General features: G+C 37.5%; 13 protein-coding genes. 7 read left to right on the forward strand and 6 right to left on the reverse strand.

The genetic code is table 11. The features are described from left to right. From BZK14_RS00005 to BZK14_RS00015, 3 genes are all read left to right on the forward strand, one after another. The coding region (locus tag BZK14_RS00005) for an Ig-like domain-containing protein (protein WP_171973595.1) at positions 1 to 3,638 on the forward strand (3,638 nt) is incomplete at its 5' end. A gap of 241 nt (positions 3,639 to 3,879) precedes the next feature. Beyond that, on the forward strand, positions 3,880 to 6,027 hold the full coding sequence (locus BZK14_RS00010; RefSeq protein ID WP_077924568.1) for a type I secretion system permease/ATPase: 2,148 nt from the start codon (positions 3,880 to 3,882) through the stop codon (positions 6,025 to 6,027). After that, on the forward strand, positions 6,020 to 7,195 hold the full coding sequence (locus tag BZK14_RS00015; protein WP_143691229.1) for a beta-barrel domain-containing protein: 1,176 nt from the start codon (positions 6,020 to 6,022) through the stop codon (positions 7,193 to 7,195). Before BZK14_RS00010 ends, BZK14_RS00015 begins: the two co-directional genes overlap by 8 nt. Before the next feature lie 66 nt (positions 7,196 to 7,261). On the opposite strand, the gene nhaA is transcribed toward BZK14_RS00015, so the two are convergent. The 5 genes from nhaA to BZK14_RS00040 all read right to left on the reverse strand — a co-directional run bounded on the left by nhaA (position 7,262) and on the right by BZK14_RS00040 (position 13,188). Next, complete coding sequence (gene nhaA, locus BZK14_RS00020) at positions 7,262 to 8,407, reverse strand: Na+/H+ antiporter NhaA (protein ID WP_077924569.1); 1,146 nt, start codon at positions 8,405 to 8,407, stop codon at positions 7,262 to 7,264. 175 nt (positions 8,408 to 8,582) lie between these two features. Then, positions 8,583 to 9,359: an alpha/beta fold hydrolase gene (locus BZK14_RS00025; protein ID WP_077924570.1), complete on the reverse strand. Its 777-nt coding sequence runs from the start codon at positions 9,357 to 9,359 to the stop codon at positions 8,583 to 8,585. A 97-nt stretch (positions 9,360 to 9,456) separates the two neighbouring features. Beyond that, complete coding sequence (gene hglS / locus BZK14_RS00030; RefSeq protein ID WP_077924571.1) at positions 9,457 to 10,845, reverse strand: 2-oxoadipate dioxygenase/decarboxylase HglS; 1,389 nt, start codon at positions 10,843 to 10,845, stop codon at positions 9,457 to 9,459. A 32-nt stretch (positions 10,846 to 10,877) separates the two neighbouring features. Further along, positions 10,878 to 12,122: a 2-aminoadipate transaminase gene (locus tag BZK14_RS00035; protein ID WP_077924572.1), complete on the reverse strand. Its 1,245-nt coding sequence runs from the start codon at positions 12,120 to 12,122 to the stop codon at positions 10,878 to 10,880. Positions 12,123 to 12,246: 124 nt separating this feature from the next. Then, positions 12,247 to 13,188 carry a LysR substrate-binding domain-containing protein gene (locus tag BZK14_RS00040; RefSeq protein ID WP_245831092.1) on the reverse strand — a complete coding sequence of 314 codons (942 nt, stop codon included), beginning with the start codon at positions 13,186 to 13,188 and terminating at the stop codon, positions 12,247 to 12,249. 270 nt (positions 13,189 to 13,458) lie between these two features. On the opposite strand from BZK14_RS00040, the gene BZK14_RS00045 reads away from it, so the two are divergent. Then, complete coding sequence (locus BZK14_RS00045; protein ID WP_245831093.1) at positions 13,459 to 14,694, forward strand: dicarboxylate/amino acid:cation symporter; 1,236 nt, start codon at positions 13,459 to 13,461, stop codon at positions 14,692 to 14,694. Positions 14,695 to 14,896: 202 nt separating this feature from the next. Then, positions 14,897 to 15,487: a phosphoribosylanthranilate isomerase gene (trpF, locus tag BZK14_RS00050; protein WP_077924573.1), complete on the forward strand. Its 591-nt coding sequence runs from the start codon at positions 14,897 to 14,899 to the stop codon at positions 15,485 to 15,487. Here the strand turns inward: trpF and BZK14_RS00055 are convergent. After that, positions 15,450 to 16,124, reverse strand: a complete 675-nt coding sequence (locus BZK14_RS00055; RefSeq protein WP_077924574.1) for a Dph6-related ATP pyrophosphatase — start codon at positions 16,122 to 16,124, stop codon at positions 15,450 to 15,452. The genes trpF and BZK14_RS00055 overlap by 38 nt on opposite strands. Positions 16,125 to 16,224: 100 nt before the next feature. On the opposite strand from BZK14_RS00055, the gene BZK14_RS00060 reads away from it, so the two are divergent. After that, a complete protein-coding gene (locus BZK14_RS00060; protein ID WP_077924575.1) occupies positions 16,225 to 17,007 on the forward strand; it encodes an SDR family oxidoreductase in 783 nt (260 codons plus the stop codon). Between the two features lie 102 nt (positions 17,008 to 17,109). Beyond that, entirely contained in the window at positions 17,110 to 17,538 is a 429-nt protein-coding gene (gene mscL, locus BZK14_RS00065) for a large conductance mechanosensitive channel protein MscL (RefSeq protein ID WP_077924576.1), read from the forward strand. Positions 17,539 to 17,575 lie beyond the last annotated feature (37 nt).

Raw genomic sequence — 17,575 nt, forward strand, 5'->3', positions numbered from 1 at the left:
CAGATGCACCAGTGATTGATGCTGTGATTGATGATGTCGCTCCCGTTGAAGGTAGTATTTCTAATAATGGGCATACAAATGATCAAACCCCGACACTTCAAGGGACTGCCGAAGCTAATAGTTTTGTTATTATTTACAGTAAAACTGATAGCGGTTTAGTAAAATTGGGTGAAGCAACTTCAAATGCTGATGGCCAATGGGAATTTACAACATCTACTCTAGGAGATGGAAACTATACATTCATTGCAAAAGTTAGAGATAATGTAGGCAATGAAAGTGTTGAAAGTAATGAGTTTTCTGTGAATGTAGACACATCACAGCCTGCTGATAATACTATTACAATTGATAGTATTTCGGATGATACGGGAGCATTGGATGATGACTTTATTACTAACGATAATACGTTAATTTTCCATGGCTCATTAGGATCTGAATTAAAAGCTAATGAAAAAGTTGAAATCAGTTTAGATGGTGGTAAAACCTGGATAACGACAACAGTTAATGGTACAAGTTGGACGTATGATCATAGTGCAATTGAATTGGTGGATGGTTCTTATGATGTCATTGCTCGTATTGCAACTTTAGCAGGTAATGAAGGGGCATCTGCGAATCAAATAGTAGTAATAGATACGACAGGTCCTGATGTTCAAGGGTTAACTATGACAGTAGGAATTAGCACAGATACTAGTCATGGTTTGGATGCGGGAGATGGCAATAGCCATAGTTCTACTGCCACTAATAATGATTTGATTACTCGTGATCAAACTTTAACATTGTCTGGTAATTTATCAGCTGAATTGGCAGCGGGTGATTCTTTACAGATATCGAGCGATGGTGGTAAAACATGGACTTCTTTAGCATTAACAGGTACAAGTTGGCAGTACGCTATTCCTGAGTTTGAAGGTAATGGTTCTATCACTTATCACTTCCGTGTTGTGGATACGGCAGGTAATGTTGCCACAAATACGACATTTAAGGATGAAGGTTATACTGTTGTTGTTGATGTTACTAATCCCGATGCTTTGACAAAAGCACCGATTATGCCAGACTCAGTAAATACTTCGACATATTATGAATTTAATAGTGATACTTATGGAAAGGTTGGTGCAGGAGAAATAGTTTCATTAGTTAATGATGTTGATCGTGATGGTAAGTATCGAGAAGGTTTAGATAAAATTATTGGTTATGTAAAAGCAGATGAAAATGGTGATTGGAGTTTGTCTGTAAGATTACCAGCAGGTTCTAGCAATCTTGGTTTTGTAGTTTGGGATGAAGCTGGCAACCGTTCAGACATGAGCACACCGACTCCTGTAGGTGCGACAGATGGTGTGGGTTATATTGCAGTGGAGCAAACATGGGGACAAAGTAGTGAAGGTTTCTATGGAATTAACGTAGCATCAGTAACGTTACAGAATGGTCAATGGGTCTTTTACCAATCTCCTCCTCGTAATGCGGATGGTGGTAGAGGGTATAATAATGGTAGCTTGTATTTTATGAAAGATACTGTGAATGGCGATGCTGATTATAACTACTTATATTTACCAGATGGGGTTCAAGAGGCTGGCTATGGTGGTTTCTTAAGTGGTGCTACTATGTTTGATGTTAACCGTGATGGCTTAATAGATGTCATTGGCGCGAAAAGTGGTTATGGTACTCCATATAAAACCTCGGCGTGGTTCCAGAATGCAGATGGTACATTTACACCGAACCATATAGATACACCTAATGGGACTTTTCAGCATTTAGGCGGCACAATTGCGATTGACCTAAAAGGTGATGGATATGTTGATATTTTCATGTCAACTTCTGAAACTAGTGTTGCTGGTAAAAATCATATCTTTACCTTACTTGAGAATAATGGCGGGACGTTACAGTTAAATAATTCTGTACCTACAGGTGCAGATGGTGCATTAACTATGCTGCATGAATTATCCGGTGTGGATATCAACAATGATGGTACGGTGGATATTGTCGGTCACTCTAATCGTAGAGCAAATGGCACATATGGCAATACAGGTACTTCATTAACAGTGATAACCAATGATGGACATACATTAAGTGGTGTAACACATTATGATAATATATTCCAAACAAATGGTTATGAGGATAATGGTGATGAAGTTGCTAATATGGTTTGGGCTGACTTTGATGGTGATGGATATTTAGATTTATTCATAGGGAAAGGTTATGGCAAAAATGGTGCAGCTAGAGATAGTGAAAGTCGTATTTATCTCAATGATGGTAAAGGTGGGTTGTTAACCTCAGTTGATGATACATTATGGTTTGGAGATGATATCGATGCAGCAGCATCATTAGCCATCGACTGGAATCATGATGGTATGATGGATATCATTGAAATACCAAAATATAGAGCGAGTGGATCACCAACCCTATATTTAAACACAGGAGATAATGTTTGGAACTCTTCTGCTCAGAAACATATTATTGCGCCTGAAGGCAAATATTCTGGTGCGATGGCAGTTGATTATAACTGGGATGGTAATGTTGATTTATTGCTATATACCAAAGGTAAAACTATTTTGGTTGAAAATACCAATGCGGTTGCAGATGGTACAAGCTTAAATGTTTCAATTGTTGATGGTAATGGTATTAATATATTCTTTGGTAATACGGTTAACTTATACAATAGTAAAGGTGAGCTTGTAGCAACACAGGTCATCAATGCTCAATCTTCAGGGACTACCATTAGTTCAGGGCTTCTTAATTTTTATGGATTAGATCCTAATGAGACTTATTCATTACAACTGTTAAGAATCACGGATGGTGTTGCTAACCATGTTGGCGGTGGTGGTAATTTGGGTGGCTATAATGAAACCACTGTTAACAATGCATGGACAAATATTAAGACAGGGCAAGCTAATACAAACTTAGTGTTAACGGCTGAAGCAGATGATGCGGTTAATCATGCATTAGGCAATGGTATTAGTGGTACAGGTTATAATGATACGTTCTTTGCAACCGAAGGTGATGACATTTACAGCGGTGGCGGTGGCTGGAACAGCTCTCTCACTGGTGAAAAAGTGTGGAGTGCAACTGAAGGCTTGGATATCGTTGATTATAGCAATGCAACTCAAGGTATTATTGCAGACCTAACAGCAGGTACAGCAACAGGTATGGGTAATGATAAATTGATCAGTATCGAAGGTTTGATCGGTAGTGATTATGATGATGTGTTTACCAATAGTACTGCAAATAACGTCTTTGAAGGTAAAGGAGGCAATGATATATTCCACTTAACTCATACAGGTAATGATATTTTACTCTACAGATTATTGGACCATGCTGATGCAACTGGTGGTAATGGACAAGATACTGCCTATGGCTTCCATATTGGTAATACTATTACTGATAAAGATGCTGATGCGATTAATATCAGTGAGCTATTAGATTATGATGGTATAGTTTCTTTCTATACTGATGAAGGTGAAATGAAATTAGACTATAACTCAAAAGGTATTTTAGATTATCTTAAAGTTGAAGTGGTTGATGGTAGTACAATCATCAGTATTGACAGAGATGGTAAGGGTGATGCACACGATTTTGCAACAGTGATCACTTTAGAAAATACTGAAACTGATTTGTTGACTTTATTAGCTAATAATCAAATTATTATTTAAAAAGTAATTCCCTCTATCGTATTGATTGCGATAGGGGGATTTCCGTATAGTAAAGTTGTTTTGATCTTCCTTTTGTTATTAAGAAATAGACTAGTTTTATGAAAAAAAATTATGTTAATGGCTTTGTGCCATTATCAGTATTAATAGTTATTAAAGATATATTGCATTCTCAAACTGTATTTTCGTTATGTTGTAAATTCCCTAGATTATCAGGTAGGTTTGACAATATAGGAGAATATCGATGAGCAGAAAAAATAGTGCGTATCAACAATGGTTATTATCTTTCATGGCGGTAGCACGTCATTATCGTTTAGATATTTCAGAAGAAAATGTACGAGTTTTTTTAGATTGGGAAAGAAATACGGATAAAGATGAATTGTTAAGCCGTATGGCAAAACATTTAGGGTTAACGTTACGTTTTCAAAAGTTTACAGCTAAAAGGTTAGATCCCTGGAGTTTGCCTTTAGTCATTGAGTTTATGAATGACACAGTTGGTGTTATTACCAAAGTTAATTCTGAAGGGCAATGTACGATTTTAATGGGAAATGATGATGGTTTAGCCATAGATTTAGATATGGCTGAAGTGACAAAGAGTGTCAAACGTATCATTGTCTTGCGCCCTGAATCATCTGTCGAAGATGTTCGAGTAGATGATTATATTAAACCTTTTAAACCTAATTGGTTTTCTAGTATTTTATTTAAAGATTGGCGCAGTTATGGACATATTGTTACAGCATCATTTTTGATTAATATATTAGCGTTAGCATCGGTTGTATTTTCTATGCAGGTTTATGATAGGGTGATTCCCGCACAATCTGAATCTACGTTATGGGTTCTATTTATGGGGGTTGCATTAGCAATTGTTTTTGAATTTTTATTAAGAATAGCTCGTACTCATATTTCAGATATTGCAGGTAAAAAAGTAGATTTAAGAGTCTCAGATACAGTATTTGGGAGATCGCTTCGTTTACGTAATGATGTGAGGCCGCAATCTACAGGCTCATTTGTATCTCAATTAAGAGAACTTGATCATTTAAGAGAAGTAGTGGCATCAAGTACGGTGAATGCGATAGCAGATCTTCCTTTTGTTTTATTATTTTTAGTTGTGTTATTTATTATTGGTGGGCCTTTAGGATTTGTTGCATTAGGTATATTACCCCTATTAATTTTGCCAGGTGTGATTGTTCAAAAAACTTTGGCTAAACTTGCTAAAGAAGGAATGAGGGAATCTGCTTTACGTAATACAATTATGATTGAGTCAGTTGAAGCTATTGAAGATATTAAATTGTTGCGAGCGGAACACCGTTTTCAAAGTCAATGGAATCAGGCAAATAGCGTTTCTGCAAGTATTAATTTGCGACAGCGTAGAATAACAAATTTTTTATTATCTTGGGCGCAAGAATTGCAAAATCTAACTTTTGCATTGGTGCTTTTGATTGGGGCATATTTGGTAATCAATGGTAGTATTACAACTGGGGTGTTAGTTGGAACATCTATTTTGTCATCTAGAATGATGGGACCTATTTCTCAATGGTCTGGTATTTTATCTAGATTGCAACAAGCGAAAACTGCTTATGCAGGATTAACTGATTTAATGGATAAGCCGTTAGATCAATCATCAAGTAGTAAATTATTGCATCGTCCAGTATTATTGGGTCATTATGAATTGGGTTCTGTAATCCTTAGATATAGTGATAAACAAAAACAGCCAACTTTAGATATTAAGTCGCTTAATATTAAACAAGGTGAACGTATCGGTATTCTTGGTAAAATGGGGGCGGGGAAGTCTACTTTATTACAATTATTAGCAGGTATGGTTAGAGCACAACAAGGGAGTGTGTTGTTGGATGCAACTGATATTTTACAGATTGATCCTGCTGATGTTCGAAGAGATATTGGCTTGCTAACCCAAAATTCTCGTTTATTGTTTGGATCAATCCGAGAAAATATCATCATGGGATCGCCATTAGCTTCTCATCAGGAAATATTGAAAGCATTACAAATTTCAGGTGCTTTGCCTATTATTCAAAACCAAACACAAGGACTTGATTTTTTAGTTCGAGAAGGTGGTGCAGGATTATCTGGTGGGCAAAAACAGGCATTATTATTAGCAAGAACACTGATCAAAGATCCCAATATTTTATTATTAGATGAACCTACCGCTTCGATGGATGAAATTACAGAACAACATGTTGTCCGTTCATTGGGAGAATGGTTGGAAAGCCGTACTTTAGTTGTAGCTACTCACAAGCCTGCTTTATTGAAGCTAGTTGACCGTATTATTGTTATTGATAATGGACGTATTGTATTAGATGGCCCCAAAGAAACTATTTTGGCAAATTTATCTGGTCAGAATAATGTTAATGCTCAGAGGGGAAATCATGGATAAGCATCATTTTAGTATGTGGGAGTTGACAGAGAGAGATACCCAACAATCACGTATCATTATTTGGATCATCTTATGTGCTTTTGTAACATTTTTTATTTGGGCTTACTTCTTTGAATTAGATGAGGTATCTTCTGGATCAGGAAAAGTAGTCGCTTCTTCTAAAGAACAAATTATTCAATCCTTAGAGGGAGGGGTTTTAGCAAAGTTATTAGTGAAGGAAGGAGATATTGTACAGCCGGGGCAAGTGCTAGCTCAATTAGATCCGACACGGATGGAATCTAGTGTAGGTGAATCATTAGCTAAATTACATGCAGCTAAAGCAACTGTAGCAAGGTTAGAGGCTGAGGTTAGTGATGCACCACTAATATTTCCAAGTGAAGTTATTAATGATACTTCATTGGTAAATTCTGAAACAGAGCTTTTTAATTCTAAAAGAAAATCATTACAAGAAACGATTGCTAATTTACAAGAATCACAAAGCTTAATTCGACAAGAATTAGATTTAACAGAACCCTTAGTCATAAAAGGTGCAGCAAGTAGTGTTGAGGTTTTGAGATTAAAAAGGCAATTGGTAGAGTTACGTACAAAAGAAATTGATATTCATAATCAATATTTTGTAAAGGCACGAGAAGAGTTAGCAAAAGCGAAAGTAGATGTTGCAACTCAAGAACAGATTATTCTTGGTAGAAGTGATGTGTTATCTAGAACAACAATTACATCCCCGGTTCGTGGTATTGTTAAGGATGTGGAAATTAATACAATTGGCGGTGTCATTCCTCCAAACGGCCGTTTAATGGAAATTATTCCAATGGATGAGCGATTGCAAATTGAAACAAAAATATCACCACGAGATATTGCCTATATTCGCCCAGGTTTAAAAGCTACAGTAAAAATTAGTGCGTATGATTATTCTATTTATGGTGGTTTAGAAGGCACTGTAGAGTTGATTTCTCCTGATACAATACAAGATGAAGTAAATAGGGAGATATATTATTACAGGGTTTATATTCGAACCAATACTGATTCATTAAAAGGTAAGGATAATAAAGATTTCCCTATTGTACCGGGTATGATTGCTACAGTAGATATTCACACAGGGAGCAAGACTATTCTCAGTTTTTTAATTAAGCCATTTAATAAAGCAAGAGAAGCTTTGAGAGAAAGATAATGCTTAAATTGAACTAAAAGCGAGTCTTAAAGACTCGCTTTTAGTTATTTGAGTAAACCATTTGGATTACTTTGCTTCCGGATGTAGTCTTAATATCATATAACCCAACCCGCCTGATAAGAATGAGCCAATAAATACGCCAATTTTGCTTAGATCTTGTAATTCAGGTGAAATAAATGCAAGCATGCTGATGAATAAACTCATGGTAAAGCCGATGCCACACAGTAATGCAACACCATAAACTTGTAGCCATGTCGCACCATTTGGTCTCTTGAATAATCCTAATTTTTCACCCAAGTAAACAATGCCAAAAATACCAATTTGCTTACCAAAGAATAAGCCTAAAGCAACACCTAAAACGACAGGATGAGCAAGCATTGATAATTCTAATCCTGCAAAGGAAACGCCCGCATTGGCAAAGCCAAAAATTGGAATGATTAAGAAACTGACCCAATTACTTAAACCATGTTCCCAGGCAATCAATGGTGGCTCATTTTTTGCATTGAGTGGAACATTATTGAGCGGAATCGTTAATGCTAATGTTACACCTGCCAATGTGGCATGGATGCCCGATTTCAAAACCATGAACCATAAAATGGCACCAAAGAATAGGTAGAAATGAGGTGCGGTAATCTTTTTAAAATTTAAGAAGATCAGCGCTAAGATGCTCACGAACGCGCCCACAAGATAAAGTAAATTTAAGTCTTGCGTGTAAAATACAGCAATGATGATAATGGCTGCCAAATCATCAATGATAGCAAGAGCAGTTAAGAATACTTTTAAGGATAATGGCACTCTGCTGCCTAATAGCGCTAATATGCCTAATGCAAATGCGATATCTGTCGCTGTTGGGATTGCCCAGCCATTCAGAGCAGCAGAATCCCCTTTATTGAGATAATAATAGATCATAGCAGGTACAGCTAAACCTGCTAACGCTGCTAATCCGGGTAAAATTCTTTGAGAATTTGTGGCTAATTCGCCCACTAAAAATTCGCGTTTCAATTCTAAGCCGACATATAGAAAGAAAATTGCCATTAATGCATCATTAATCCAATGCAAAATAGATAATCCTGCAAGATAACTATTTAACATTAAAAAGTAGGATTCTGATAATGGGCTGTTCGCAATGATCAATCCTAGTAAGGCGCAAATCATTAAAATGATGCCACCTGCAGTGGGTAAAGCAAAAAAGTATTGTAGTTTTTTATACATCCATTCCCCTAAAAGTATTTTGTTAAAAACATAAAATTATTAAAAACCACAGGTAAAATATATAAAAACTTTTTAAAAGTCGATAAAAATCGTTATTTTTAATTATCTTGTTTTTTTGAATGCTATTGTTTGTAAGGGATTAGTTGTTGTTTTTAAAATATAAAATAATATGGTATTAACTATTATGTTTGTCTAAAAACGTATGAATCGTGCGGAGCACAGCATCTGTTTTTTGGGCATGGACCCAATGGCCTGCGCCAGCGATTACTTTTGCAGTTGCCTTAGGGAATTGTGCAGTGATCAATGCTTGATCCTCTTGGCGCACATATTCAGACTCGCCACCAATGATGAACAGTATTGGTTTTGCAAATGTTGGTACATCCTGCCAATCAATGATCTCTAAATAGCGATCTTGTAAGGTTGCCACATTGAATTTCCATGTACCTTGTTTGAATGATTTTAATAAGAACTGAATAACAAATTCTTCATCCAAAATTGTACGCATTAATTCAGCAGCTTCTTTGCGGTCTGTGATGTTTGCATCACTCACAGCATTTAAAGCTGCAAAGATTTCAGTATGGCGATGAACATTGTAAGCCACAGGTGCTACATCAATTACAATAAGATTTTTGATTTTCTCAGGAATATATTCTGTGACTTTCATTGCAATTTTACCACCCATAGAATGGCCGATAATAGTCACTTCAGGAATATTTAAATCATCAAGTAGAACAATAATATCTTGCGCCATTGCAGAATAATTCATTTCATCAGAATGGAAAGAATCACCATGATTACGCATATCAACTTGGATGACCGTGTAATCCGTTAAACCTCGCGCGATCATACCAAGGTTGTTCATATCGCCAAATAAACCATGAATTAATAAAATTGGTGTTGTGTGAAGCCTGGTTTCAGGTTGGGTGATTTTATAGTTTAATAATGTTGCCATTCGATCAAATCCTCAGTGACTGCATAACATAGGGGGATATTATGCCATGAAAAAAGCAAAGGGTGGGAGGAACACCATTTGCTTTATAAAGATGAGATTAGATTGCTAGGGCTTTCTTGCATGCTTCCCATGAACGTGCTTGAGATGAAGCATATAATTCTAATTCATCAATTGTTTTTGCGCCTAAATCTCTCATGAATTCTTCTTGGTTTGAGCTGATTGTATATTCTGCTTGTGCATTGTCGCCCAAGTTAGATTGGAAAATACCTGCCGCGCTCACTGGCAAGAAATCTTCATAAACGATAGGCTCATAGCTAATTGCGCCAGCTGCGATTAAATCTTCAATCGTGGAATGCTCTGTAAATGAACCCGCTTTTGCTAATCCTTCTTCGGTAGGATAGTAAGCAAAATATGCTAATTTTTCATCATGCAATTCTTTGTAGCTATCAGGGAATGTTGCAAAGTGTTTTGTCAATGCTGCACGGTATTGGTCTGCATTAGATTCATTGGTTGTACCAATTTCTGCACGCGTTTGATTCAGCAATTGATCATATAAAATTCTACCTTTTGGCGTTAATGCTGCACCGCGTTGTTCGATTTCACCAAAGCGAGCAGTGTGATGACCTGTGTTTTCACTAGCTGTTTGATCTGTGAAACGTACATTTTCTTGCAATGCTTTAAAGCTCGTTTGACGAAGTAAAATAGGGCATTGACGAGCAGGAGGGCCTTCTACAACTGCCTTTGGTGTGATACCGCGTTTTGGCATTAATTCTTGTACTTGATCAATATCAACTGTTCTTGGTGTTAAATGGTTAATATGTGGGCCTTTGAATGCCACAACGTCGGCGATTAAGCGATGTTGGTCATGTAAAGTTTGATATTGATCAGCTGTCACTGTTGCATCAGAATGCCAACGGAAAGTTTCTAAAACTTCTTGGATGAATTCATCGGCATCGGCTTCATTCAAGCCACCTTCTTTCTCATTTTTTTCAATCAAGCGCATTGCGCCATCTGTGAAGATATTGCGTTGAGAAAGGATTTCTTTGGCTTCTTTTTGTAGATCCTCATCATCAATCAATTCTAAGCGCAATAATGATGTGAATACACGGAATGGGCTCACATTCAAAGAATCTTCATGAATCGCACGGAATGCTGTTGAATGAACAGGAACGCCCGCAGGTGTTAAGTCATAATAGCCTACAGGGAACATGCCCATCACTGAGAATAAACGGCGCATCGTGTGTAATTCTTGTGCTGTACCTAAACGAATGGCGCCGTGTCGCTCTTCATCTAGGCGCTCGATTTCGCCTGTTTTGATCAAGTGTTGATGTAGTTTAGGATCATTCTCCAATGTAGATTGGTTCACATCAGAAACCAATTGCATTAAGTCGCCATACAATGGCACTTCATCGCGGTACATGTGGGACATTGCTCTAGAAAATTTCGCTCTGATTAAATCAGGCGAGATAAATGCTGTATTTGACATGGTGAGTTCCTCCAAATGAATTTTTAATATTATTATTGATTTGCTTCAGCTAAACATTCACCTAAAATGTTCAAGCCTTCTTCTAATACTTCAGGTTCGATCGTAATGGGTGCTAATAAGCGGATGATGTTTCGGCTTTTACCGCTTGGCATTAATAGCAATCCACGTTCACGGGCACTTGCTAATACTTTTGCCAACACTTCTGTACCTGCTGAACCATCTTTATTCAATAAAGTAATGCCACGCATTGCATCTACGCCAGTTAATGGGCCAACACAAGTTAAACCTTCGGCTTGCCATTTTGCATGGTACTTTTCGATCATTTGCGTATATTGTGAGTTCCACTTAGCCAATTGTTGATCATCAGACATGATCTCCATCGTTGCAACTGCTGCTGCACAAGCGATAGGATTACCTGAATAAGTCCCACCTAAACTTCCTTTCGGTAAGTTATTCATTAAGTGCTCTTTGCCCATCACAGCGCCCAATGGCAAACCACCTGCGATACTTTTTGCAAGCAATAATAGATCAGGTTCAATGCCTAAATGCTCAAAACCAAAGCGCTTGCCTGTGCGGCCAAAGCCCGATTGAATTTCATCTAAAACTAAGAGAATGCCATTTTGATCACAGAATTCACGCAAGTATTGTGCAAATTCTTTATCCATGAATTGGAATCCTGCTTCACCTTGGATTGGCTCTAGGAAAATGCATGCGATGTTTTGAACATCCACTTCTACGCTGAGTAAACGTGTCAATGCAGCTTTTGCTTCTGCTGATGTTACACCAGTATCTTTGCTAGGAAAAGGTAAGTGATAAACAGGGCCAGGCAATGGGCCAATGCCTTGTTTGTACGGTGCAACTTTACCATTCAAATTTAATGCCGCTAATGTACGGCCGTGAAAGCCGCCATCAAATGCAATTACTCCTGTGCGCTTAGTTTGTAAGCGTGCAATTTTCAAAGCATTTTCTGTCGCTTCTGCACCGCAGTTTGTGAACATGCCCATCATGGGTTTTTCAGTTGGGATAAACTTTGCTAATGCATCCATTGCTTTTTGATATTGGCCGTGTGGCACAGCATTGTAAGCATAATGAGTAAGCTTTTGTGCTTGTTCAGTAATTGCTGTAACGATCTTAGGATTACAATGACCTAAGTTTAAAACGCCAATGCCGCCAACAAAGTCGATGTAAGATTTACCATTTTCATCCCAAGCTTTAGCATTTAAGCCATGTGACAAAGTAATAGGGTGCACGATAGAAAGTGCGGATGTAATGCTCATGTAGTTTCCTCCAAAGATAGCAATGATGGCTTTTCTCTAGTGGAAAAGTGTGATCAATGCTATTGATGATGGGGTTATGAAATCAAAAATCCGAATGGGGTTCAAACGAAAAAAAAGCGGTGAATTATTCCTTTTTTTCCGATTCTATGGCATTTATATTTGATAAATGGCTTTTAAGCCAAGTAATGAATTTTTTAATTCTAGGAATATCAATGGATTGTGCTTCGTAGGCTAAATAATAAGCACCATGACTATCAAGTTCATAATCCCAAGGAATGACCAAAGTTCCACGTTCTAATTCCTCTTGTGCTAAAAATTTTGGCACTAAAGCGATGCCATAGCCCATTTCAGCAGCACGAATACAGGCTGACCAAGTCTCGAATTCAGGGCCTTGATAGCAATGATCGATGTTGGCACCTTGACTAGAAAAATATAAGTACCAAGAAGCTACACGAGATTGGCATTGTAATAAGGTATAATGTTTGAAATCTTCCAGCGTATTAATGGGGTAGCCCTTATCTTGTAGAAAAGTTGGGTGACAGACAGGAACCATCCATTCATCAAATAATTTAATACATTCGATATCTTCCCAAACGCCACCACCAAAGATGAATGCAACATCAATCCCCGCTTTAGCTAAATCAAAAGGCTGAACATAATCTTTAAGATTCAAATGAATGTTCGGGTAGATATCATAAAATTCTTTGAGGGCGGGAATAAGCCAGCGCGCGCCAAATGTTGGGTGCGCAGCTAAACTTAAAATTTCACGATCACCGCCATAAGTGAGCATGTGCAAAGTAGAATCTTCCACAATGCCAAGGATTTTTCGTACTTCTGGCAAATAAGCTGCGCCCGCTGCAGATAATTTTAAGCGTTTACGTACGCGATAAAATAAACTTGTTTGGAGAGTGGATTCTAATTGTGCCACTTGCTTACTCACAGCACTTTGGGTTAAAAAGAGTTCTTCGGCTGCTTGCGTAAAGCTTAAATAGCGCGCTGAGGCTTCAAAACACTGCAAAGAAGCCATCGATGGAATCTGTTTGCGCGGTATTTGAGAAAGGTTCATACATCTTGTCCTTAAAAATATAAAACTACTATTCAATCCAATATGGAATGAATTAATGCGGAAAGCTCGCTTGCATTTATAACACATTTACTACTAATCTAGCCGATCTTATGATCTAGATCAAAAATTAGATTGTGTGAATTAAAAATGCTGGACATCTGTTTTATCAGCATTTTACCGAGATAGTCAATTTTTATATAGAAAATTATGATCGGTAAAAATAAGAATATTTTTAGGAGGAATGTAGTGAAGTTGTTGTGGAATTGGTACATGAGCAAATCTTTTATGCTCAAAATTACGGTAGGTTTTATTCTTGGATTGGTTTTTGGTGTTGTACTAGGCCCACAAAATGCAATTTTTTCACCGCTTGGTGCTATCTTTATGAATTTATTGAAAATGATCGTAATTCCGCTTATTTTCTTATCATTGGTAGTTGCGGTTAATCATTCAAGCCCATCTGAATTGGGTCGTATTGGTGTCAAAGTTTTCCCAATTTATATCGTAACGACGGCATTATCTGTTGTGATCGGTATTGTGATTGCGAAATTGATGAATCCTGGTGCTGGCGTAAAGTTACAAGAAGGTATTTCTGTGACTGTGCCTGATCGCCCAAGCTTCGTGGATACGATTATTAATATGGTGCCAACGAATATTGTGAAAACATTTGCTGATGGCAATATTTTAGCAATCGTGTTTGTGGCAATCATCATTGGTATTTCGATGTTGTACATGCGCCATTCGGATGATGCTACTCACAAAAATATGGGTGAAACACTCATGAAATTTGTGGAAGCTGCGAATGAAGTGACATTAAGAATCTTGAGCGGTATTTTGCAATATGCACCGATTGGTGTGTTTGGCATCACAGCAGCAACAATTGGCGCGCAAGGCTTAGATACAGTGATTGCATTGGGTAAGTTTATTTTAACTTCATACATCGGCGTTGGTTTATTGTTGGTTGTGTTCTATCCATTAATTTTAAAATTGTGGGGCTGTAAGGTTATTCAATTTTACCGTGATATTAAAGAATGTATGCTGACATCATTTGTGACAGCAAGCAGCTTAGGTACATTGCCAATTTCAATTCGTGCAGCGAAAAAAGCAGGCATTGATGAAAGCATTGCGAACTTAACATTGCCGATTGGTGCAACTGTGAATATGAATGGTACAGCATTGCGCTTGGGTGTTGCGGTGATCTTTGCCTCAGAAATCATGGGTATCGATTTAAGTATCGTTGAACTTGTGTCGATTATCTTAATTGGTACATTGACAGCAGTTGGGACAGCTGGTGTTCCTGGTACTGGTTTGATCGCGATGTCCGCAGTATTTGCTCAAGCAGGTTTGCCAATTGAGATTGTTGCGTTAACAGCAGGGATTAATATTTTGGTGGATATGGTGTTTACATTAGGAAATGTAACAGGTGACTTGGTTGCAGCTAAAATGGTGGATCTATCAGAAAAGCGAGCAGCTGCTAAATTAGGAGCACCTTCTGTAGAACTTTCTTGACATCTTTTTTAAAAAGATTATGATCAATCTGTTATCTAAATTATTTTAATTAAATATATGAACCAATTTTTTGCGAACTACTATTATTACTATTATCTCCACAAGCGGGAGATATAGCTGTTCGTGAATCAAAAATAGTTCACCCTATATCAAATGAAAGCCCGCTAGAAAGCGGGCTTTTTTTATATCTAAAGGAAATGAAATGGCAGCGTTAACACAATTGAAAACATTACAATCGAAAGAATCCATTGTGAGTGGTATTACAAGTCGTGCAGATTTAATGGCAGCACATGCAGCAGGTGCAACTTATGCAGGCTTTATTTTTGTGTTGACGTCGCCTTATGGCATTGCGATTGAAGAAGCGAAAGAGATCGCCAAAAATTCACCTTTAAAGCACATTGGTATTTTCCAAAATTCAGATTTAGCGGATATTTTGTATGTGGTGAATGAAATAAAACTTGATGCCATTTTATTGAATGGCTGGGAAACTCAGGCATTTATTACCCAATTGCGTACGCAATTACCTGAATCTATTAAAATTATCAAAATTGCTCATTTAAAGGATGATGCGCCCAAAATGAATTACCAACATGTGGATTTTTACTTATTGGGCGGCCATGTTGGGGAAATTCTAGAGCCGAATTGGACATTACTCCAAAATATAGATTTGAGTAATGTATTTTTATCAGGCAACTGGAGGGATAGTACATTGCTACCTAATATTGAATCTCGACCATTGGGTTTTGAGTTGAATTTTAAGATGTCAACTGCAAAAATGCATTGGTCCCATTAGAACGAATATCAATGGGAAATACTTCGATGGGCAATTGAAAGATAGGCCCATCAATGACTAATGTATGAAATTCACCTGCTTCACCGCAAGGATCAATGCCACGATCTTCTAGGTTTTGGATCATCTCTAATGTGAGCATTTTACCTAGATCCTCTGTTGTCATGCCCATTGTGAGATTCACTGAAACAATCATGGCTTTAAAACCACGATTTACAAATTCTTCAACAATTTCCCTGCGTGGGCGATTCCACAATGGCATGTATAAATCTAAATCCACTTTTTGCACGATTTGTTCATGCCATGAAGCATGTTCAGGCACATCGATATCACCTGTGACTAAAAGCTCCGCGCCTTTGAGCTTGGCATCCTCTAAAAGCTTTAGATAATTGACTTCATAATCATCCCAACTGGATTGTGCGCTGAGAATAGGGAAGCCCAAAGAATTTGCTTGTTTTTGCGTGATGGGCATCGGTACACCATGGGAACGAGAATGATCGCCTTCATCCGATAACATCATGATTAAGCCAATACATTCACCTTGTTGCAATGCATAATATAGCGCTAAAGTGCTATCTTTACCGCCACTGAAAGATAAGATGAATTTAGGATTAGAGTTTTGTGGCCATTGATTGAGCATGAGAATCCTTATCGAGGTTCGAATTTAAACATATTAATTGTGAAATTTTCGCTATGATTAATAGTAGCATTTGATAATGATTGCAATCAAAGGAGATGTCATGGATTTAGGGATTAAAGATCGTTGGGCGATTGTATGTGCTGGCAGTAAAGGTTTAGGGAAAGCATGTGCGAAAGCATTAGTGAGTGAAGGTGTGAATGTTGTGATTAATGGTCGTACAGAATCATCCTTGTTGGCGGCACAAAAAGAATTAGAAGCATTGCCTAATGCAGGCAAAGTGATTGTTGTGGCAGCAGATATTACAACACCAGAAGGCCGTGAAAAAGTATTGGCAGCAGCGCCTCAAATTGATATTTTAATCAATAACGCAGGTGGCCCACCGCCAGGAAATTATTTAGATTGGACAACAGAAGATTGGATGAAGGCATTGAATAATAATATGCTTACAGCCATTGAATTAATCAAAGCTGTTACACCAAAAATGCAAGCACAACAATTTGGTCGCATAGTGAATATTACCTCGAGTGCTGTGAAAGCACCGATCAGTGTTTTGGGATTATCTAATGGTGCGCGAGCAGGTTTGACAGGATTTGTTGCTGGTATAGCACGGACAACAGTTCATGATAATGTCACGATTAACAACATTTTACCTGGAGCATTTGCAACAGATCGTTTATTACAGACCATTGCAGCAGAAGCAGATAAAAATGGCATTTCACAAGAAGAAGCAGTGGATGCGCGTATGCAAAAAATTCCTGCGAAACGTTTTGGTCAACCTGATGAGTTTGGTGCTTTGTGTGCATATTTATGTAGTGAGCAAGCAGCTTACATAACTGGACAAAATTTTCTAATTGATGGGGGGGCATATCCTGGCACATTTTAAAATAAATTGGGCTAAACATGAATTGAATTGCTCAAAATAATGATTTATGTACTATTCTGATAACTCTTTAATTTTATAATTATTCATAATAAGTGGGATAACATGTTTCAAGAATTTAAGAAGTTTTTATTACGCGGTAATATTCTAGATTTATCAGTAGGTGTTGTCATTGGTACAGCATTTACAGCAATCGTGAATAAAATTGTAGAAGGATTATTAACGCCTATTATTAGCTTAATTTTTGTAGTGACAACAGGTAATACTTCAGCTGATGATGCATTAGGAAATTTAGTTTTTCAGGTTAAAGGTATAACTTTTAATGTTGGCTCAGTATTAAGTGCATTGATTACATTTTTAATTACAGCCATTGTATTATTTGCCATTATGAAAACTGTGAATAAAGTGATGGCAGCGACTCATAAGGCAGAACAAGAAGCTGCAGCGGCAGCGCCTGTTGAGCCACCAGCACCGACTGCAGAAGATTACTTGAAAGAGATTCGTGATTTGTTAGCAAAGCAGGCTGAAAAATAATGTTTTGAAAGTGATATATTATATGTGCCCCAGACTT

Origin of the sequence: Wohlfahrtiimonas larvae, from assembly GCF_002006755.1 — a bacterium.
Classification (GTDB): Bacteria; Pseudomonadota; Gammaproteobacteria; order Cardiobacteriales; family Wohlfahrtiimonadaceae; genus Wohlfahrtiimonas; species Wohlfahrtiimonas larvae.